Origin of the sequence: Natronorubrum sediminis (genome assembly GCF_900108095.1) — an archaeon.
Taxonomy (GTDB): domain Archaea; phylum Halobacteriota; class Halobacteria; order Halobacteriales; family Natrialbaceae; genus Natronorubrum; species Natronorubrum sediminis.
In genome coordinates, this window is the sequence record NZ_FNWL01000002.1 from 335,739 (window position 1) to 355,159 (window position 19,421).

Sequence of the window (19,421 nt, forward strand, 5' to 3'; positions counted from 1 at the left end):
ATGATGGCAGCTGAGGCGACGTTTACGATTCCGGCAGCGCAGTTTCCACTTGGGACGGTTTTCGATCGACTGCCGAGTGTTACGGTCGAATTCGAGCGAATTATTCCTGCACAGGACGTCGTAGTCCCGTACTTCTGGGTCCGCGGGACGACGGTCGACGACGTGGCGGATTCGTTCGCGGAGCACCCGGGAGTCGAGGACATTCGATTCGTCGATTCCGTCGACGACCAACACCTCCTGCGCGTCGAGTGGGCGCTCGAGTACGACGGCGTATTGCGTGCACTCTCGGAGGGGAACGTGGCACTCATTGAAGCCGTCGGAACGAGCGACCAGTGGACGTTCGAAACTCGCGCCGACAGTCGACAGGATATCTCCGATTTCCAGAACCGATGTCGGGAGTACGACGTCCCGATTCGACTGATGAAGCTACACGCGCTCACGCCACTCGAGTCCGATATCAAAGGGACACTCACGGACACACAACTAGAGACGCTGGTGCTCGCGTACGACCGCGGATACTTCAACTCACCTCGCGACGTGACGATGGCGGAACTCGGAGCCGAACTCGGCATCTCACAGCAAGCCGTGGCGTCTCGCATTCGGCGTGGTCTCGATCAACTCCTCGAGACGGCGCTCGCTGACGTCATTTCGAACGAGTAACCGGCCCGTCGACACTCCGACACCGCTTATAAACGAGTTGTATTTTCAACAACCACCCTCAACATCGACGACAGATTCACCTCACCGTATGGGTGGAACGCGGATTACTGTTGACACCATATTCGAATTGTGTCGAAGTAGACACCGCCGTCTCGTTCTCGCGAAATTGTCGAATCGATCTCGACCGATGACGGTCGACGAACTCACTGCAGTACTCGTCGAACACGAGCGAACGCAATCGACCCACCCACCATCGATGACTGAATCTGATTACGTTTCGCTGTCACTTCATCACGTCCACCTCCCGAAACTAGCCGCACACGACCTCATCGAATACGAGTGCACCGACGGGCATCTCGAGCCGACAGCCACGTTCGAACAGCACAAATCTAAGATAACTGCCGTCATCGACGCGACCGAGTCGACGTTCGACGCCCCGCCAGATAGCTCGTAATCCGTTCCCTTCCACTCACCGCTCCTGACACACGGCGGGTCGTCCCACATAGTCGGATTCGATAGTGCTCAGATGGTCGTTCGCCGCCACGACTCGAGATCCCTGCTCGAGACCGATTTCTGTGGGCTCGGTGATAAACACGTGTCAGTACCCGGGGTATCGTTGACGGGGATGAGTGTCGTAACGATTGTACGATGGAGTGGCTGTATCTGGCTCTGGGAGTGGTCGTGCTCGTCGCTGTGGTCGTCGATATTCTCTGGACGACGCTCTGGGTCGACGGTGGATCCGGTCCTCTCTCAGCGCGGTTGACCACGTGGACCTGGCGTGGTCTCCGTCGGGTGAGCAGTGATCACCCACTGGGGTTGAGTCTCGCCGGCCCGTTGATCCTCGCGTTGACACTCGCGATGTGGATCGCGTTACTGTGGCTCGGATGGACGTTGCTCTTCGCCGGTGACGAAACCGCACTCATCAGCACCCACACCGGCGAGCCAGCGGACTGGTCAGGACGGTTCTACTACGTCGCGTACACGATGTTTACGAACGGGAACGGCGATTACACCCCGACGGCAGGCGAGTGGGAAATCACGAGTTCGCTGACGACCGCGACGGGGATGGCGTTCGTCACGCTCGGCGTCTCTTACATCCTCACCGTGCTCGGTGCCGTCTCCGAAAAACGCTCGTTCGCGAGCGACGTCACCGGCCTCGGCGAGCGAAGCGAAGCCTTCGTTCGCGCCGGGTGGACCGACGAGGACGAATTTTCCGGACTCGACTTGCCACTCGAGTCGCTGTCGGCCCAACTCTCCGTCCTCGCTGACCAGCACAAGGCGTACCCAATTCTCCACTATTATCACAGCGAACGGCCCTCTCGAGCCTCTGCGATGGCCGTCCCCATCTTCGACGAGGCGCTGACCATCTTTCGCCACGGTGTGAGCGAGGAACGACAGCCCAATCCGACGTTAGTCGAGAACGCTCGCTCGAGCGTCGATAGCTACCTCGATACGCTCGATACGGCGTTTATCGACCCCGCTGACGAGGTGCCCCCACCTCCTGCCCTCGAGCGCGTTCACGAAGAGGAGATTCCGACCGCCACCGACGCCGAGTTCGAGTCGGCCCTCGATGAGCTCTCTATGCGCCGTCGAAAGCTCCTCGGCGTGGTCCGCGCCGATGCGTGGTACTGGCCGCCACTCGAGGAAGAATCGTGATCTTCGTTCACTTCCATCACCCACCGACCGCTATTGCCCCCTTCACTTTCACTCCGGTAACACACAGCTTTTAGCCCCGCCGTTAGTATGGAGGGACAATGACGTCGTTTCAGTCGACACTCGAGGACGAGGAGGGGATCGCCGAGGAGCTGGCCGAGAGCCAGCAGGCGATCTCGATCGCCGAGTTCTTCGAGAAGAACAAGCACATGCTCGGCTTCGACAGCGGCGCTCGAGGCCTCGTCACGGCCGTCAAAGAAGCCGTCGACAACGCCTTGGACGCCGCCGAAGAGGCGGGTATTCTCCCGGATATCTACGTCGAAATCGAGGAAGCGGGCGACTACTATCGGTTGATCGTCGAAGACAACGGCCCCGGAATTACGAAAGAATCGCTCCCCAAAGTGTTCGGGAAGCTCCTCTACGGGTCTCGTTTCCACGCTCGCGAACAATCCCGGGGACAACAGGGGATCGGGATCTCTGCGGCCGTGCTCTACTCTCAACTCACCAGTGGCAAACCGGCGAAGATCACGAGTCGGCCACAGGGGGCGAGTGACGCCCAGTACTTCGAACTCATCGTCGACACCGACTCGAACGAACCCGAGATCAGCGTCGACGAGACCACCTCCTGGGACCGCCCCCACGGCACCCGGATCGAACTCGAGATGGAGGGGAACATGCGCGCCCGCAGCCAGCTCCACGACTACATCAAGCACACCGCCGTTGTGAACCCCCACGCGCGTCTCGAACTGCGCGAGCCACAGGAACACTTCAAGTTCGAGCGGGCGACGGACCAACTCCCCGAGGAAACAGAGGAGATTCGCCCGCACCCCCACGGGGTTGAACTCGGTACCGTGATGAAGATGCTGTCGGCGACCGACTCGCAGACGGCTTCCGGCTTCCTCCAAGAAGAGTTCACCCGCGTCGGCAAGAAGACCGCCGAGTCGGTCATCGACGAGTTCCGGGACCGACACTACGGCCGAGAAATGCGCTGGCGTCCGCCTGCCGGCCACGAATCGATCGATATCGAAGCGGCGATCACCGAGGCGACGGCGAACAAAGGTGCCGACGCGACGGCCGCGTTCGCCGAACAGATCGCAACCGGCGTCGGTGATACCGACCGAATCGCCCACCACGAACTGCACGAGGTCGTCGAGACGGCCGCCGATACCGTCGCGGACGAACACGGAACGACGTTCGGTGACACCGTTCGCGAGAACGCCCTCGAGGTCGTCTGGAACGCACTGATCGACGCCCGCGAGGACGACTCTGACGGTGAAGATATCGAGGACGACGACGCTCAGTCGCGACTCGTCGCGGACCTGTACGAACTCACCGACGACGCGACGAGTACGCGAAAAGACGACGAAGTGATTCACGCCTTCGGCGAACGCCTCGCCGCGAAGTTCGAGGACGAACACGCAGACCGCGAGAACGTCCGACACCGCCTTTCCCGACGCGACCTTCGCGACCACGTCGATCGTGCTGCGGAACTCACCGAAGAGTACGACGATGTCACCTTCGGCGACACTGCACGCGAGAACGTGACCGAGGCTATCTGGGATCTCATGGTCACCGTTCCGGACGACCCGCCGCTCGTCCGCGAATTCAACGGCGACCGCGATGCGACCAGCGACCTCGTGGAGGGCATGCGCGCGACCGACATCATGGCTCCGCCCACTCGCTGTCTCGCTCCGATCACGGAGGATCTCATCTCTGCCGGCCTTGAGAAGGAGTTCGACGCCGACTTCTACTCCTCTGCGACTCGAGACGCCGAAGTTCACGGCGGTGACCCGTTCATCGTCGAAGCTGGGATCGCCTACGGCGGCGACCTCGAGGCCGAAGGAAGCGTGGACGTCATGCGGTTTGCGAACCGCGTCCCGCTGGTTTATCAACGCGGTGCCTGTGCGACGACCGACGTCGTCAAAGCTATCGGGTGGCGAAATTACGGACTCGACCATCCCGGCGGCTCCGGCCTGCCAAACGGTCCGGCCGTCATCATGGTCCACGTCGCCTCGACGAACGTTCCGTTCACGAGCGAGTCGAAAGACGCCGTCGCGAATGTTCCCGAGATGGAAGACGAGATCGAGTTGGCGATTCGCGAAGCCGCACGCGAACTCAAGAGTTACCTCAACAAACGCCGCTCGATGGAACAACGCCGGAAGAAGCAGAACGTCCTCGGCAAGATTCTGCCCGAGATGGCGACGAAGGTCGCCGAGGTAACCGGCCGCAACGAACCCGATATCGACGACGCCATCGCCCGAATCATGAACAACGTCCTCGTCGAGCGCTCGGTGAGCGAAAACGGAACCAGTAACACCGTCTCGGTCACCATCGAGAACAACTCGAATACGAGCGAATCGCTCGAGGTCACCGAAATCGTGACCGCAGAGCCGACGACCATTCCCGACGACGCCAACGTCGTCGAAATGGACGGTGAATGGTTCCTCAAGTGGGAACCGGATGTCTCGAGCGGAGAGGAAGCGACACTCGAGTACGAAGTGGCCGACGACGCAGCGTTCGACCTCGACGTAAAGGGTGTCGAAGCGGAGAAACTGACGGTGAGTGACCAATGAGCGCAGATTCCGACGAGCAAGCACGAGAGCAGTTGATCGACCTCGCAGCACAGTTTTACGACCAGTTCGAACTGGGCGAGATCCCCCACATGTCCGTCCCGACGCGGACGAAGAACAACATCGAGTACAGCGAAGCGGAGGACGTCTGGGTGTACGGCGACCGCGAATCGACACGGTCGGCAAACTCCGTCCGCGGGGCCCGAAAGCTGCTCAAGGCCGTCTACACCATCGAGTTCCTCGCGAACCAACTCGAGCAAGATCGGTCTTCCACCCTGCGTGAGTTGTACTATCTCTCTGAAAGCTGGGACAACAAGGAAGCCCAGTTCAACGATCAAGACGAGTCCAACGGGCTGATCGAGGACTTAGAGATCGTCTCCGGCGTCACTCGTGAGGACTTTCACATGCGCCCGGAGGAATCCGGCGCGACGATCATGGGTCCGCTTCACCTTCGCGAGCAAACTCGCCGCGGCGAACGCGAGATTCACTGCCAGAAAGACGTTGGCGAAGGTGGGTATCAGATCCCGAACAACCCGGACACGATCGAATTCCTGAATTCTGAGGCCGATTTCATCCTGGCGGTCGAGACGGGTGGTATGCGCGACCGACTCGTCGAAAACGGCTTCGACGACGAGTATAACGCCCTCATCGTCCACCTCAAGGGACAGCCCGCCCGTGCAACTCGTCGGATCATCAAGCGACTCCACGACGAACTCGGCATTCCAGTCACCGTCTTCGCCGACGGTGACCCGTGGTCGTATCGAATCTACGGCTCAGTCGCCTACGGGTCGATCAAATCGGCTCACCTCTCAGAATACCTCGCAACCCCTGAAGCCGAGTACATCGGCATCCAACCCGCCGACATCGTCGAGTACGAACTCCCGACCGACCCGCTCAGTGACTCCGACATCAACGCCCTCGAGAGCGAACTCGAGGACCCACGATTCCAGACCGACTACTGGGAAGAACAGATCGAACTCCAACTCGAAATTGGGAAGAAGTCCGAACAGCAGTCGCTCGCTGCTCGCGGCCTCGACTTCGTGACGGAGACGTACCTTCCCGAGCGACTCGACGAGATGGGCGTCATCTAAGGACGGTTTCGGCCACTTTCTCCGACGCTTTCGCTCTTCTCGAGACTCAGCAATTCTCTGGATCGTCGAGCACGACCGGGACACCACGATTCGCGACGTCGACGACGAACGCGTCCGCGTCGATCTCGATCGCCTCGAACGTGTCGTAGTGCACCGGGAGAACGAGATCCGGCTCGAGTGTTTCTGCGAGTGCTGCAGCCTCGTGGCGATCCATCGTGAACGTCCCCCCAACGGGTGGCATGAAGAGGTCGACGTCAAGCGTCTCGTGGCTCTCGAGGGCGTCGGTGTCACCCGGCCAGAACGCGGTGACACCGTCGATGGTGACCGCGAAGCCACACCCTCGTCCCTCGGGGTGATACGGGTCGCCGTGTTCGTCGACGTGGGGCCCGTCAGGATCGTTGTACGCCGGCGTCGTGAACAAATCGAGCGGCCCGAGGATGAACGATTCGTCCGCGCGGACGCGTTCGACTTCGTACGGTAACTCCTCTGGCTGTTCGACCTCCCGATCGAGTTCCGTCGCGTCGATAGATTCGTGGACGACGACGATCGCGTTTTCGTGGGCTACCCGTCGGATCGAGTCGGAATCGTAGTGATGGTCGTGACTGACGAGGACGAGGTCGCCATCGTTCGGTTCGTGGCCCTCGAGCGTTCCATACGCCTCGGGTCCGGGATCGATGTAGATCACGGTCCCCGTCCGACCCTCCAGCCGGATCGTGGCGAGACCGTACCAGTCGACGGTCACTGCACCGAATTCAACGGTCATACGTGGGGTTTCGAGGGAGCAGGTCGAAAAAGGTTCGAAACGGGGTGCTCACTTAGCGTGCTTCGATCGCGGGCTCAGGGGACGCGAACGCTGTGCTCGAGCGTCCCGACGCCTTCGACTTCGATTTCGACGGTATCGCCGTCCTCGAGTGGGCCGACGCCTTCCGGCGTTCCGGTCGCGATGACGTCTCCGGGCTCGAGGGTCATGTACGTCGTAATCTCTGCGATGAGTTCCGGAATGGAGAAGATCAGCTGTGCGCGCGAGCCGTCCTGTTTGAGTTCGCCGTTGATTCGCGAACGGACTGCCGCGTCCGCGGGAACTTCCTCGGGCGTGGCCAACACCGGGCCGATCGGTGCAGCGCCGTCGAACGCTTTCCCGCGGACCCAGTTTTGCTCCTGGCGTTGATCGTCCCGGTTCGAGACGTCGTTGACGCAGGTGAAGCCCTCGACGACGTCCATCGCGTCCGCTTCGGAAACGTGGCGACATTGCTCGCCGATGACGACGCCGAGTTCGGCTTCGTGATCGATTCGCTCCTTTCCGGCGGGGACGGTGACGGTGTCACCGTAACTCGCCAGTGTGTTCGGTGGCTTCAAGAACAACAACGGCCGATCGGGAACGTCGGAGCCCATTTCGTCTGCGTGGTCCGCGTAGTTCCGACCGATACAGACGACCTTCGAGGGCTCACTCGGTGGGAGGATGTCAATTGCCTCGTCCTCGAGGCCGTAACTCTCGTCTGCGAAGTGAACGGTGCCGTCGTCGTACTCGCCGCGGCGGATTGCGCCGGCCGGATCACGGAATCGGACGTATTTCATGAGCGAAGGGTTGTGGCGATGGGTCAAAAGCGTTGAGATGGCGGTGGTGTCGGTTGGACATCAGAAGATGCCAGAAAAACTGTGGTGCGGTACTGTATGTCACGACGGAGTTGGAACGGAACGCTTTTTACTAGGCCTCGGCAATCACTGATTGCAGATCAAGTCGCGCACCGTTGGCGAGATGGACACCGTCCGTCGAAGCACGGCGCGTGAACGATGTGAACGCTCCGTTGGTGTAGTCCGGCCAATCATTTCGGCCTTTCGAGCCGATGACCAGGGTTCAAATCCCTGACGGAGCATTCTTCCGACGTTCAACCGTTTTGAGTCACGTCTGCCGCGTTTGTTGTGCCCGGGCTCTGATTCTGGAGTGACAGCACTCGAGTTCCAGGCAATAGTGTCAATTCAGTATGTAATACGCGGTTTTCTCACCGTCTAATCCGTGTCCTTCCACCCTGCCTAGTTAGTACTACTAATTGCTATCGATGATCAATATCTCAACCACGTCCGAACTCAATACAGCCACTGGCCAATGTATTTTTAATAGTGTGATTCATTGGATAGGAAAACTATGGGACGGTTTCGCCTTTCTACGGACGAGCGGGCTCTTTCGCCGGTTATCGGGACGGTGCTTATGATCGGTATTACAGTGACGCTAATGGCGATGGTTGGGGCCGTCGTCTTGCAGGGGACACCGGCTGAAGCGAATTCGGAAATGGAAGTCGTTTACCAAGAAGAGCACGACGGCGATAATACGCTGCTACAGGTTGGTGTGGCGTCAGGCGAGGGAGAACTTGACCTAGTCGCAGGTAATGAAGACGTTTGTGACTGGGACGGCCCGATGAACGTCGAAACAGGAGACACTGTTACTATGACGTGTTCTGAAAGCGATCTACCAGTAGCTGACTCCGTTTCTGTCATTCACGATGGTGGACAGTCGGAAGTTGTCGACGAGATTGATATCGAAGGGAATGCGCCGGAGTTCTTGACTAGTCTCAGTACAGAGACGAGTTTTCAAAATGGCCAGTACACAATAGAAGCCACCGGACAAGTCGAGAACAACGGCAATGCACCAGGGGAACAAGATGTTGTGCTTGAAGTCGTCGACGAAAAATCAGAAACTGAGACCGTTATTCTTGACGAAGGGCAGACTGGATACCTAGACATAGAATGGGAAGCTCCAATCGGCCAGGCAGACGACCAAACTGTCCAGATCCAGAGTGAAGACGACTCTGAAACCTCGAATATCGCGTTTGGTGAGTTCGTTATCACCGACGTAGAGACACCAGACGAAACCTTCGAAGGTGAACCGACAGAAATTGAAGCCGAAATTGAAAATACAGGTGGAGAAACCGACGTGCAAGATATTGAGTTTGAAATCACCAACGAAGGGGGTAATAGCGATGAAACCGTTGACACCCACCACGATCTTGAACTCGGCGCAGGTGAATCCGAGTCGGTGACATTCGAGTGGGAACCAGCGGAGGAAAATAACGAACGAACGTATTCGTCAGTTGTTAGTACTGAGGACAATCACCAACCAGGTAACCCAATTCACGTTGATACGGTTCCGGTACCAAAGTTCGACAGCGTGACAGCAGAGGCCACTGAAGACCATAATCCGGAGCCCAACGATCCACCTAGTGTAGTGGAATTTGAGCACGATATCGAAAGTGAGCCCGCCGATATCGATATTGAGTTCGCTGTAGATGTTAATAAAGACGGTAATACGGAAACTGAGTCAGTAACGGAGACTGATGAAACAGTTGTAATTGAACTCGATGTCGACGGTCATGTTGACGATTATCCTGCAGAAGTCACAGCGACCGTCGGTGAAACGGAGTGTACAGCGACGATCGACGAAAACGACGGTGTCGTCGACGTTTGCTAATCAATCCGGTTAGATAGTACGATATTCTAAGCGGAAGTATTACGATTTTGTGACCGATTCCTGGCTACTGAAACGTCGTTTTGGTTGTCGTTGACTTCTCGAGTACATCCTCAATCTCAGAGGCAGCAAACACGTTGTTTCGATTGGACTCGTTGAGACAACGGAAGTGGTACGTCTCGGCGCGGTCGAAGACCAGTTCGGTGAGGCGTCGTGAACGCTCGTACGGGATATCGCTTACAGCGACTGAAATTGCGTCGGTTTATTTGTCTCCTTGAGTTCGCAGTTTCGACATTGAGCAATCTGCGGGAAGTTTCAGGTATACTCCGTCGACGGTCACTCATTTCGTCTCCAACCCTGCTCGTTTGAGTGAGTCCGTTTGTACCGTTAGGCCTGAAAAATTAGGCCCGTCACTCCTCGAGTTCAGATACCTCGAGCCATCGCTCGCAGTTGTGACACTGGTATCCGCCTTCGATGTGTTCGTAGACGCGTTCACCGCAGCGTTGGCATCGCCAGCGGGGATGTTTCATTGGTTGGGATGGGGCACCGAATAGTGATAAGGTCACGGGCTGTCAGTTGGGCTACCGATACGTCTGGACGCTCGAGCAGTCGATCATTGCCATCTCTGGTCCGGCGATGGAATTACCTTCACCCCTCGAGTACCGTCCGTTATGGACGACCACACCAGCGATCCCTCGGTGGCTCCACCGTCCGGGAATACCGTTCCAACTGGTTGGGACACCGCCGAGGGACGCTGGGAGCACGCGACGCTTCGCCAGGCGACTGTCCACGGCGTTCGACTGTTCAACGCCGGCGCGTACCACGAGAGTCACGATTGCTTCGAACTCGAGTGGTACAATTACGGCCGCGGAACGACCGAAAGCGCGTTTTGCCACGGAATGGTTCAAGTTGCCGCTGGCGCGTACAAGCACGTCGACTTTCAAAACGACGACGGCATGCGCTCACTCTTTCGAACGGCGTTGCAGTATCTCCAGCATACTCCGCGCGATTTCTACGGCGTCGACGTACTCGACGTTCGAACGGCGATTACGAACGCACTCGAAGAACCCGAGCGAATCGACGACTGGCAGATCCGTCTCGACGGCGACGAACCGACCGCTCGAGCGATCGATTTCGAGTACGTGCAGGAACTCGAAGAGTGAGGCAGTCGATTTAGACACGCATCGGTCGTCGGAACGCAGATAGTGGGGGCAATTTACAACCTCCGTGGTCCGTGAGATAGTCTCGTCCGGGTACGAGACCGAATCGCCTTTTGGCGCTGAGTCCAACTAGTCGGTAATGAACGTTGCACAGCTCGGGTCGGGAACGCCTGAGATTGCTGTCGTTGCAGGTGTTCACGGAGACGAGCCATGTGGTGTTCGGGCCGTCAAGCGATTGCTCGAGGAGCGTCCGACCGTTTCGCAGCCGATCAAACTCATCGTGGCGAACGAAAAGGCACTCGAGCGACAGGTCCGATTCGTCGATGAAGACCTGAATCGAGCGTTTCCGGGGGATACAGACGCGGCAACCCACGAGGGTCGCCTCGCTGCTCGGCTGGTCGAAGAACTCGATGGCTGTCTGACCTTTTCGATGCACTCGACGCAGAGTCACGCCGAACCGTTCGCGATCGTCAACGAGGTGACCGACCGAGCGCGTGAACTCGTGCCGCAGTTGCCGGTCGCAGCGATGGTCGAGACGAGCAACTTTGCGGAGGGGCGGCTCTTCTCCGAAATCGATACGATCGAAGTCGAGTGTGGTCTTCAGGGATCCGAAACGGCGGCTCAGAACGCAGACCGACTGATGCGAGCGTTCCTCACTGCCGTCGGTGCGCTCCCGGGCGATACGATCCATCGAGAACTCCCAATCTATCGACTGACGGACGTTATTCGGAAGGAGCGAGCCGAGACCTACGAAGTCTTCGTCGACAACTTCACGGAAGTGAAGCCGGGCGATCCATTCGCCGCTGCCGACGGTAACCGACAGGTTGCAGAGGAGGCGTTCTATCCGATTCTCATGTCCTCGAACGGCTATCGGAACGTGTTCGGATACGCAGCAGAGAAACTCGAGACCGTGTCGTCTCAGTCGACTGCCGAGTAACGCGGCGGCGAGTCGTGCGTCGGCGTCCGAGATGGACACAAGTTTCCCCGGGTCGGTAGGTTTGATACGCTGGCCTCCCTTTCCGGAGCATAATGAGTGCAACACTCACTATCGGGTTGCTTGCGGAGCTGTTCCCGAACGGGATCAGCCACTACGCGCTCGGGGGGCTGTTAGTCGGACTCGGGGTTGCCGTCATTTACCTCGGAACGGGGATCGCTGCAGGAGCGAGTACGTTCCTGGAGTCGACGCTCTCCTACGGCTCGAACCTCTCCCAATTTCAACAATATCGCGCGTCGCGTGACTGGCGCGTCGTGTTCACACTCGGAATCGTCGCCGGTGCGGCCGTCTACGCATTGACGTTCCAGTCAGGTCTGGTTTCGAGTGGCTTGCAACCAGGTGCAACGACTGGTGAACTTCGTGACATCGGCGGGATTACGATCTGGTTGACTGACGTCCAGCCGTGGCGGCTGTTCCTCGGTGGCATTCTGATCGGGATCGGCACGCGCGTCGGGAAGGGCTGTACGTCGGGCCACGGCGTCTGTGGCGTCGGCTCTGCCTCGAGTGCGTCGTTTGTCGGCGTCGCGACGTTTCTCCTGATTGCGATTGGAACGGCACAGTTGGTGCAGGCCGTGGGGGTGAGCCCGTAATGAGCGCCGACCACGAGCAACATCCGTTGTTCCTTCCGCTGGTGTTTGCTGGCGGGCTCATTTTCGGCTTCGGGCTTGGATTCAGTCACATGGCACAGCCGGAGGTCGTCCTGAACTTCCTCACGTTCGAGGACTTCGGACTGCTGTTCGTCATGTTCGGTGCGGCTGTCGTAACGGGACTCACGTTCTTCGGCGTGAAGCTCTTCCGGAGTGAGGCTCCGTTGACCAGCACCGTTTACGAACGCCGACTAAAGACGCTAGATACGAACGTCGTTCTCGGCGGCGGAATCTTCGGTGTCGGCTGGGGACTCTCCGGAATCTGTCCCGGGGCAGCCTACGCCAGTCTCGGCGTGGGTAACATCTTCATCCTCTATGGAATCGCGGGCATGTTCGTCGGTGCGTACATTCAAGGCTACTGGCGCTCGACGAGTGCCAGGACAGACGCATCGACACCCACAGCGGAGTGAGAGTGGGCGAATTTTCACGCTCGAATCATCGAGAGAGTCTCGAGGCCCGATATCTCGGTGACCAGTTCGGATGTGATGACGCAAGGTCTATCCCCCTTCGTCGACATATCTCAGACATGGAGTTCCCACCGAACCAGGGCCTCGATCAGGACGAAGTCGACGAACAGGTAGACGACCTCCTCGCCGACAACGACGTCGTCCTCTTCATGAAGGGGACCGAACTCATGCCACAGTGTGGCTACTCGCGCAAAGCGCTCGGGCTCATCTCCCAACACCGCGAGGAGTTCGAAACGGTCGATGTCCTCGACTCACTCGACGAGTACCGCGCCGCACTCAACCGACACAGTGGCTGGGAGACGATTCCCCAGACGTTCGTCGACGGCGAATTCGTTGGTGGATCCGACGTTCTCGAAGAACTCGAGGAGCGCGGAGAGTTGGACGAGACACTCGAAACAGCGTAAGTAACACACGCAATCCGATAGTACATGTATCCGGATTGATTCGAGGCGTATTCAATAGCAGGTCATATAAGTCACGCGCTCGTACTAGGAACTCAGCGACTATCGCCGCAGACCATCCACTCATGTCAACAGAGGAATCCAGACACGTATATCGGCTGCATTCAACGCTCGAATTGCCCCTCGAAGACCTACGCGAACACATCGACGAAGCTACATACCCAGATGGAGTCGCCGACGTGGAGATAACGCGGCGAAATAATACTCTCATTCTCAAAGCTGTCGCCGAGGATGAATCCGTTAGCAAGTACACGCCAACTGCACAACTCAAAGCGAGTGTCACCGAAAACCGGGTGTACGAAGAGGATCCGGAGGAGCGCCGGAACTCGTTCCGCTGGGACGAGGAGGAAGAAGAGGAGATCGAATCCGAACTCGTCGAGTTCGCCGCGTTCAAAGGCGACCGCGAGACGGTTCTCCAGAACTCCTTGTTGCAGTACCAGATGTTCCTCGTGCTCTGTGAAATTGCGGAGGCAGCGGAGAAAGGGACGCTGACCGCGATTTCAGAACACAGCGGCGACCTCGAGGCGACGCGGATCGTCGAAGGCGAAGCGCGTCCGGCAGACATCGAAGTGGTCGAAGGGCCTCGAGAACACTCCTCTGGCCAAAACGGCGTTAACTGGCGAGACAACAAGTTCATCAGCGACTAGCCGAGTGGAGTGGAGTTCGGTAGCGAGTCGAGTGAATTCGAGAAAGAGTGTCCGTTCTCAGCCGATTCGGTTTCGCGACCAGAGATCCTTCACGAGTCGATCGTTTTCGTCTCGAGAGCGAGTGCTCCGACCGTTACGCCGAGTCGTAGACGGTGAACTCGCGCCAGTGTCGGAAACACCACATTCCGAGCCCAGTACAGACGAGGCCACACGCGAGCAAGTACACGATCAACTGTGAACTGACGATCTGATCGGGATTCGACAGGCCATAGCGCAGTCCCTCGATGGAAAGGGCTACCAAGATTCCACTGCCGAGGGCGATTCCCGTCGTCGCAATCAGGACGGTTACCCCGTCGGCGTCGTCTTCGTCGAGTCTCCACAGGATTGTCACGAACGCGATAGCTGTGAGGAGCACATAGTACTGCAGTCTATCACTACTGGCCGTCACATCACCGGACAGCAGTGCGACGGCGCCGACCATCGCTGCCGTCAAGAGTATCGTGACGCCGGCAATTGCCCCGAACACGCGATTATTGATTCTCTCGAGTGTCCGCTTCCAGTTCATGTCCCTTCAAGTACACCCATCCGAGAAAAACGTTGAGGTATCGAACAGCAATATTGACATGAAGTATTTATAGCACGAATTCGAAGGCTCGAGCGAATGCCCGATTCCGTCGAACAACTGGCAGTGTCGACCGACGACTTCGCGTTTCCAGCCGAGGAAATCCTCACAGGACGGGGCTTCATCACTGGCAAGTCGGGCAGCGGCAAGTCGAACACGGCGAGCGTCGTCGTCGAAGAGTTACTCGATCGGAATCTCCCGTTGTTGCTCGTCGATACCGACGGGGAGTACGTCGATTTGCAAGAGACTTACGAGAACCTCATGCACGTCGGCGGCGCCGATCGCTGTGACCTCCAGATCGACAGCGAGAGCGCAGACAAACTGACGTCGTACGCACTCGAGGAGCACGTTCCGATCGTACTCGACGTTTCGACGTACCACGACGAGGAGGAAACGGCGGCAGTTCTCGAGGCGACAGTCGAGGCCCTGTTCATCGCCGAACACGAGTACCGAATTCCGTTCTTACTCTTGCTCGAGGAAGCCCACGAGTTTATCCCACAACAGGGCGGGACCGGTGGAAGCGATCTGAAGTCCTTGTTGATCCGAGTGGCAAAGCGCGGCCGGAAGCGGGGCCTTGGCATCTGTGCGCTCTCCCAGCGACCCGCTGCGGTCGACAAGGACTTCATCACTCAGTGCAACTGGTTCGTCTGGCATCGCCTGACCTGGGAGAACGACACGACCGTCGTCTCCCGAATTATCGGCACCGAGTCCGCCGAGACGGTACAGACGTTAGACGACGGTGAAGCACTCGTGCAGACTGACTGGGCGGAATCGGTCGACCGCGTTCAGTTTCGGCTCCGGCGAACCGACGATGTCGGTTCGACGCCGTCACTCGAGGATCTCGATCGAACGCGTCGGACTGACCAACCGAACGATGTCAACGACCCCGATTCGATGGCGGCCTCCGGTGACTCCGCAGATTCGTCGTCCGGGTCTTCTGGCCAGTCGACGTCGTCCCAATCATCGAGTCAGTCGGCATCGTCCAAGTCTTCGAGTCAGTCGGCGTTATCCACCTCGCGTCGAGCAAACAGACCGGGAGCGTCTGCGTCGAAAACGGACGTGAGTGGTGGTTTTGGGGCCAACACCGTGGAGCGGACCGAAATCCGCTACGACGAATCGGCTACTTCTGCGTCGTCGCTCTCCGTCCCCGATCAAAAACCGTCACTCGAGCGACGACTCGACCGGCACAACCCACCGGAGAACACCGCAGAGCCGCTGTGGGAACTCGGTGCGATGGTTGTCTACCTCTACGACTTACTCGTCTGGTATCACCTGTCTGCTATTTCGATACTCGAGGCCCGGTACGCTCGCTCGATCAGACGGCTCAAAACCGCCCTCGTCAGTCGACACTACGCCAGCCGACCACGTCGATACGAACGGTACCTGTATCGGCTGGGTGCACTCCTCACGGTACTCCTCTGTTATGGACTCCTCATCTCGAGTGTGCTCGTATTGGTCTGATCTGGTCTCACTCGAGCGACGAGATGGTGAAGCGGTTTTCGACGGCGATTACAGAAGGTATTCGAGTATGTGCGACATACGGGTCCGCCCTCCCTCGAGTTGACTCCCTACGAGCCACGGACACGTACGGTCGCATGGGAACGTTTTGGAAAAGTAGCTCGCGGTCGATTAGTCGGAAGGTGTTGGAATCGATTGACCGACGGTCGGTCCTCGCTCGGGTCGATAGACGCTCGTGGCGAGTGTTCGGGCCAAATCAGCGTTGGCGTCGACCACGATGCGGACGGTCTCACCGTCGACCGTATTGATGGTGAGGAACGTCTCGTGACGTCGCTCGAGTCGAGGTGGTTCGAGCTGGTCGGAATAGCGAGCGGCGTAGGCCGCGAGTGCCAGCCCCCCTACCGTAACGAGTGCGTATAGTGGGATGAAGACGCTCGTTACGAAGATGGCGACACCCGCGAGCACGGCCAACGCGAGGATTCCCGCTCCGACCAGGATTGATTCGTACGATCGGTTGACGCGTGATCGGCCGCGGACGTGTTGAACGCCTGCTGCGATCGCGATCGTTCCAGCGGCGAGGGCGACCGTCGCCAGTATTTGGCTCACATCGAGTGCAAACGCAAGTGCGAGACCGATGCTGGCGGCGCTCAAGACGGCCAACCCACCCCACAGCGGTGTTCGATGCGAGCGTTCGCCATCGCTGCGATAGCGAGTCCTCGTCCGTCGATTGCTGTGAATCGAACAGATGTACTCGAAGGGAACGGCGATGTACTCGCCCGCGTTCGAGACGCAGAGTATTCGGCGGTCGGTCACGCCAACTGCGGCCTCACCGCGTAATGGCGTCTCGAGCACGCTCCCGGACGTGAGATCCTGCACCGATTCGCCGTCGGCCAGATGGGCCGTGAACTGTTTTTCGGCAGGCCTCATTCGCGATAGTGGTAGCCCGAACCAATACATAGTAAGTCGCTGCCTTTTCGCGTCGTCGTTCGAGAATGCACGTCGTGACCACACCGCTGATCGTTCGATCGAGTAAAAACCATCCGATTGTGGATACGCTGAGGGCCAATCGAGTCGTTGCGTTCGTTTCGTGTCGATTCGGTACCACCCGTTTTGTCTCGACGTGACACCGACCCGTTTCGTTCTTGGTCCTGTTTCCGTTCCATGCTGGTGTCCGTCCACATCTCGAGTGCGTGCTCGAGTCGCTACTCGGTCGGACACGGTGGAGGGTATGCGATACCATCGTGGCAAACTGACTCGTCAATTGACGAAATAGCGAACGACAATATCATATGGACGGACCAGTATGAAAGAGATATGACTGCAGTCGGTATCGACGCCGTCGAAATCTGGACCGGGAATCTCAAACTCGACTTACCCGGGACGTTCGCCCCCGAAAAGGACGAAGATCCCGAGAAGTACACCAAAGGGCTCGGCCTCAACGCCAGTTCGTTCCCCGACAGTTACGAAGATATCGTTACGATGGGTGCGAACGCCGCCCACCGACTGATGGAACGCAAAGGCCTCGATCCCGACGATATCGGCCGAATTGACGTCGCGACCGAGAGCGCGTTCGACAACTCGAAGCCGGTTTCGACGTACGTCGCTGGTTGCCTCGAGCAGGTGTTCGAGGGCGACTTCCACCACGCGAACAAAGGAGAGCGAAAGTTCGCCTGTATCGCCGGGACGCAGAGTCTCGACGACGCGTACAACTGGATCCGCGCGGGCCGGAATCGAGGTCGCTCGGCACTGGTCATCGCGACCGATACGGCGCTGTACGCACGCGGTGACGCCGGTGAGGCGACGCAGGGTGCGGGTGCCGTCGCGATGCTCATCAGCGAGGATCCGGATTTCGTCACGCTCTCGACCGAACAGGGCTACGGCTCTGCGGACGAAACGGACTTCCTCAAGCCGAATCAGCAGTTTCCCTCCGTCGACGGCAAACGCTCGGTACAGGTCTACCTCGCTCGTATGCGCGAAGCGTTACAGGACTACGAACAGGTTGCAGGCGACGTCCACCCCGACGATCTCGCGTTTATTCCGTTCCACACGCCGTTCCCCGGCATGGTCCGCAAAGCCGGCTTGCTCGGGTACCGACACATTACGCGCGACACCTCGTTCGAAGACGATTTGGCCGACGAAATCGGCCGCCAACCCCGTTCCGAGGCGTTCGACACCGACGAGGAGTTTCACGACGCGCTTCGGGAGTACATGGACGCACTCAAGGACACAGATGCCTACCAGGAGTGGTACGCGGAGACGATCGATCCGACGCTCACGCTCTCTCGAGAGGTCGGCAACTGGTACACCGGCTCCGTCCACATCGCCCGAATCAGCGCACTCAAACACGCACTCGAAGCGGGGCGTGACATGACGGGGAAGCAACTCCTCGTCGGATCCTACGGTAGTGGTGCCCAGGCCGAAATCCACTCCGAGATCGTCCAGGACGGCTGGGAAGGAGAGATCGAAGCGCTGAACATCGACAACCAACTCGAGGACCGCTACGACCTCTCCTGGGCGGACTACGAGGAGGTCCACGACGTCCACAATCACGACATGGACGTCGACGTCGAGGAGTTCACTGCACCCGATTCGGAGTTCGTCTTCGATGGGTGGGGTCGGATGGGTGAACGAAAGTATCGTTACGTCGAGTAGACTCGATTCGTTCGCCATCGGTTTTGCAACGTCAGTTGTTCCAGTCGAATCGGTTCAATCCCTACCGACGCCCTTCTAGACCTGTCGAAAAACGGTGACGTGAGCGCAAGGTATTTCTTCGCCCGGAAAGGTGCGTGAGTCATGGCTCGACAATCGTATCAAGAACAACTCACGGAACTCCGAGAGGATATTCTCTACATGAGTGAGATTGTCATGGAGCGTCTTCGGATGGGGCTCGATGCCCTCGAGCAGAAAGACGAAGCACTCGCTCGAGAAGTGATGGAAGGTGACGGCGAGATCAATCGCATGTATCTGGAGTTAGAACAGCAGTGTATCGACCTGCTGGCGCTTCAACAACCCGTCGCGAGCGATCTGCGTTTTATCGCCGCTTCCTTCAAGATCATCACCGATCTCGAGCGAATCGCCGATCTCGCGGTCAACCTCGGCGAGTATACGCTCGAGGCACAGGAGAATCTCTTTCCCGACGTCGACGTCCAGGAGATGGGCGAGTTGACGCTCGAGATGATCGAGAACGCGATGGTTGCTTACGACGTGGAGGATACCGACTCCTGTCGCGAACTCGCCGACCGAGACGACGACCTCGATCACTTCGCCGAGCGAGCCAGCGAAATCGTCGTTCGCGACCTGATCGAACGCGAACTCGACTCCCCTAAAGAGATCGAAGCGCTCTTACAGGACGTCTCACGGCTCCTGTTGACGATTCGGGATCTCGAGCGCGTGGGCGACCACGCCGTCAATATCGCTGCCCGGACGGTGTACATGGTCGAAAACGACGACGAGCTGATTTACTGATTTGCTGATTTGCTAACCCAACTGACGTTCTAATCCGGGCTTGTGCCGAATTCGCTTCCGTTGAAG

Annotated in this window: 19 protein-coding genes and 1 tRNA gene; 16 read left to right on the plus strand and 4 right to left on the minus strand. The window is 58.4% G+C overall.

The genetic code is table 11. The features are described 5' to 3' along the window. Positions 1–3 precede the first annotated feature (3 nt). The 5 genes from BLW62_RS08970 to BLW62_RS08990 all read left to right on the plus strand — a co-directional run bounded on the left by BLW62_RS08970 (position 4) and on the right by BLW62_RS08990 (position 5,974). Positions 4–660, plus strand: coding sequence for a helix-turn-helix domain-containing protein (locus BLW62_RS08970; protein ID WP_090507553.1), 657 nt, complete (start codon positions 4–6; stop codon positions 658–660). Between the two features lie 88 nt (positions 661–748). Then, positions 749–1,114, plus strand: a complete 366-nt coding sequence (locus BLW62_RS08975; RefSeq protein ID WP_449289554.1) for a DUF7344 domain-containing protein — start codon at positions 749–751, stop codon at positions 1,112–1,114. A gap of 194 nt (positions 1,115–1,308) precedes the next feature. Then, entirely contained in the window at positions 1,309–2,316 is a 1,008-nt protein-coding gene (locus BLW62_RS08980) for an ion channel (RefSeq protein ID WP_090506749.1), read from the plus strand. Positions 2,317–2,414: 98 nt separating this feature from the next. Further along, complete coding sequence (locus BLW62_RS08985; protein ID WP_090506750.1) at positions 2,415–4,886, plus strand: DNA topoisomerase VI subunit B; 2,472 nt, start codon at positions 2,415–2,417, stop codon at positions 4,884–4,886. Continuing rightward, positions 4,883–5,974 carry a DNA topoisomerase IV subunit A gene (locus BLW62_RS08990; protein WP_090506751.1) on the plus strand — a complete coding sequence of 364 codons (1,092 nt, stop codon included), beginning with the start codon at positions 4,883–4,885 and terminating at the stop codon, positions 5,972–5,974. The genes BLW62_RS08985 and BLW62_RS08990 overlap by 4 nt, the downstream gene beginning before the upstream one ends. Positions 5,975–6,020: 46 nt before the next feature. On the opposite strand, the gene BLW62_RS08995 is transcribed toward BLW62_RS08990, so the two are convergent. Then, a complete protein-coding gene (locus tag BLW62_RS08995; protein WP_090506752.1) occupies positions 6,021–6,737 on the minus strand; it encodes an MBL fold metallo-hydrolase in 717 nt (238 codons plus the stop codon). Positions 6,738–6,811: 74 nt separating this feature from the next. Further along, positions 6,812–7,549: a fumarylacetoacetate hydrolase family protein gene (locus tag BLW62_RS09000; RefSeq protein ID WP_090506753.1), complete on the minus strand. Its 738-nt coding sequence runs from the start codon at positions 7,547–7,549 to the stop codon at positions 6,812–6,814. Between the two features lie 224 nt (positions 7,550–7,773). Here BLW62_RS09000 and BLW62_RS09005 point away from each other — a divergent pair. The 8 genes from BLW62_RS09005 (at position 7,774) to BLW62_RS09045 (ending at position 13,810) form a co-directional block, all read left to right on the plus strand. Then, a tRNA-Glu gene (locus BLW62_RS09005) sits at positions 7,774–7,848 on the plus strand. Positions 7,849–8,117: 269 nt separating this feature from the next. Beyond that, positions 8,118–9,437, plus strand: a complete 1,320-nt coding sequence (locus BLW62_RS18670; protein WP_090506754.1) for a type IV pilin N-terminal domain-containing protein — start codon at positions 8,118–8,120, stop codon at positions 9,435–9,437. A gap of 668 nt (positions 9,438–10,105) precedes the next feature. After that, the gene (locus BLW62_RS09020) at positions 10,106–10,597 is read left to right on the plus strand and encodes a DUF309 domain-containing protein (RefSeq protein ID WP_090506755.1); all 492 of its coding nucleotides are present in this window, start codon (positions 10,106–10,108) and stop codon (positions 10,595–10,597) included. 136 nt (positions 10,598–10,733) lie between these two features. Continuing rightward, on the plus strand, positions 10,734–11,531 hold the full coding sequence (locus tag BLW62_RS09025) for a M14 family metallopeptidase (protein WP_090506756.1): 798 nt from the start codon (positions 10,734–10,736) through the stop codon (positions 11,529–11,531). 92 nt (positions 11,532–11,623) lie between these two features. Further along, the gene (locus BLW62_RS09030; protein ID WP_090506757.1) at positions 11,624–12,178 is read left to right on the plus strand and encodes a YeeE/YedE family protein; all 555 of its coding nucleotides are present in this window, start codon (positions 11,624–11,626) and stop codon (positions 12,176–12,178) included. Next, positions 12,178–12,645, plus strand: coding sequence for a DUF6691 family protein (locus tag BLW62_RS09035; protein ID WP_090506758.1), 468 nt, complete (start codon positions 12,178–12,180; stop codon positions 12,643–12,645). Before BLW62_RS09030 ends, BLW62_RS09035 begins: the two co-directional genes overlap by 1 nt. Positions 12,646–12,761: 116 nt before the next feature. After that, the gene (locus BLW62_RS09040; protein ID WP_076582224.1) at positions 12,762–13,106 is read left to right on the plus strand and encodes a glutaredoxin family protein; all 345 of its coding nucleotides are present in this window, start codon (positions 12,762–12,764) and stop codon (positions 13,104–13,106) included. Positions 13,107–13,228: 122 nt separating this feature from the next. Continuing rightward, positions 13,229–13,810, plus strand: coding sequence for a DUF7110 family protein (locus BLW62_RS09045; RefSeq protein ID WP_076582226.1), 582 nt, complete (start codon positions 13,229–13,231; stop codon positions 13,808–13,810). 133 nt (positions 13,811–13,943) lie between these two features. Here BLW62_RS09045 and BLW62_RS09050 read toward each other — a convergent pair whose 3' ends face one another. Beyond that, entirely contained in the window at positions 13,944–14,375 is a 432-nt protein-coding gene (locus BLW62_RS09050) for a hypothetical protein (RefSeq protein ID WP_090506759.1), read from the minus strand. A 96-nt stretch (positions 14,376–14,471) separates the two neighbouring features. On the opposite strand from BLW62_RS09050, the gene BLW62_RS09055 reads away from it, so the two are divergent. Further along, positions 14,472–15,893, plus strand: coding sequence for an ATP-binding protein (locus tag BLW62_RS09055; RefSeq protein WP_090506760.1), 1,422 nt, complete (start codon positions 14,472–14,474; stop codon positions 15,891–15,893). 168 nt (positions 15,894–16,061) lie between these two features. Here the strand turns inward: BLW62_RS09055 and BLW62_RS09060 are convergent, their stop codons facing one another. Beyond that, on the minus strand, positions 16,062–16,817 hold the full coding sequence (locus BLW62_RS09060) for a hypothetical protein (protein WP_090506761.1): 756 nt from the start codon (positions 16,815–16,817) through the stop codon (positions 16,062–16,064). A 387-nt stretch (positions 16,818–17,204) separates the two neighbouring features. On the opposite strand from BLW62_RS09060, the gene hmgB reads away from it, so the two are divergent. Next, positions 17,205–18,542 carry a hydroxymethylglutaryl-CoA synthase gene (gene hmgB / locus BLW62_RS09070; protein WP_090506763.1) on the plus strand — a complete coding sequence of 446 codons (1,338 nt, stop codon included), beginning with the start codon at positions 17,205–17,207 and terminating at the stop codon, positions 18,540–18,542. Between the two features lie 141 nt (positions 18,543–18,683). After that, positions 18,684–19,355, plus strand: coding sequence for a phosphate signaling complex protein PhoU (phoU, locus tag BLW62_RS09075; RefSeq protein ID WP_090506764.1), 672 nt, complete (start codon positions 18,684–18,686; stop codon positions 19,353–19,355). The last annotated feature ends 66 nt before the right edge of the window (positions 19,356–19,421 follow it).

Bases quoted from the DNA above. Each gene is read 5' to 3' on its own strand.
- BLW62_RS08970 (WP_090507553.1), top strand. From the start codon at position 4: ATGGCAGCTGAGGCGACGTTTACGATTCCGGCAGCGCAGTTTCCACTT.
- BLW62_RS08975 (WP_449289554.1), top strand. From the start codon at position 749: ATGGGTGGAACGCGGATTACTGTTGACACCATATTCGAATTGTGTCGA.
- BLW62_RS08980 (WP_090506749.1), top strand. From the start codon at position 1,309: ATGGAGTGGCTGTATCTGGCTCTGGGAGTGGTCGTGCTCGTCGCTGTG.
- BLW62_RS08985 (WP_090506750.1), top strand. From the start codon at position 2,415: ATGACGTCGTTTCAGTCGACACTCGAGGACGAGGAGGGGATCGCCGAG.
- BLW62_RS08990 (WP_090506751.1), top strand. From the start codon at position 4,883: ATGAGCGCAGATTCCGACGAGCAAGCACGAGAGCAGTTGATCGACCTC.
- BLW62_RS08995 (WP_090506752.1), bottom strand. From the start codon at position 6,737: ATGACCGTTGAATTCGGTGCAGTGACCGTCGACTGGTACGGTCTCGCC.
- BLW62_RS09000 (WP_090506753.1), bottom strand. From the start codon at position 7,549: ATGAAATACGTCCGATTCCGTGATCCGGCCGGCGCAATCCGCCGCGGC.
- BLW62_RS18670 (WP_090506754.1), top strand. From the start codon at position 8,118: ATGGGACGGTTTCGCCTTTCTACGGACGAGCGGGCTCTTTCGCCGGTT.
- BLW62_RS09020 (WP_090506755.1), top strand. From the start codon at position 10,106: ATGGACGACCACACCAGCGATCCCTCGGTGGCTCCACCGTCCGGGAAT.
- BLW62_RS09025 (WP_090506756.1), top strand. From the start codon at position 10,734: ATGAACGTTGCACAGCTCGGGTCGGGAACGCCTGAGATTGCTGTCGTT.
- BLW62_RS09030 (WP_090506757.1), top strand. From the start codon at position 11,624: ATGAGTGCAACACTCACTATCGGGTTGCTTGCGGAGCTGTTCCCGAAC.
- BLW62_RS09035 (WP_090506758.1), top strand. From the start codon at position 12,178: ATGAGCGCCGACCACGAGCAACATCCGTTGTTCCTTCCGCTGGTGTTT.
- BLW62_RS09040 (WP_076582224.1), top strand. From the start codon at position 12,762: ATGGAGTTCCCACCGAACCAGGGCCTCGATCAGGACGAAGTCGACGAA.
- BLW62_RS09045 (WP_076582226.1), top strand. From the start codon at position 13,229: ATGTCAACAGAGGAATCCAGACACGTATATCGGCTGCATTCAACGCTC.
- BLW62_RS09050 (WP_090506759.1), bottom strand. From the start codon at position 14,375: ATGAACTGGAAGCGGACACTCGAGAGAATCAATAATCGCGTGTTCGGG.
- BLW62_RS09055 (WP_090506760.1), top strand. From the start codon at position 14,472: ATGCCCGATTCCGTCGAACAACTGGCAGTGTCGACCGACGACTTCGCG.
- BLW62_RS09060 (WP_090506761.1), bottom strand. From the start codon at position 16,817: ATGAGGCCTGCCGAAAAACAGTTCACGGCCCATCTGGCCGACGGCGAA.
- hmgB (WP_090506763.1), top strand. From the start codon at position 17,205: ATGACTGCAGTCGGTATCGACGCCGTCGAAATCTGGACCGGGAATCTC.
- phoU (WP_090506764.1), top strand. From the start codon at position 18,684: ATGGCTCGACAATCGTATCAAGAACAACTCACGGAACTCCGAGAGGAT.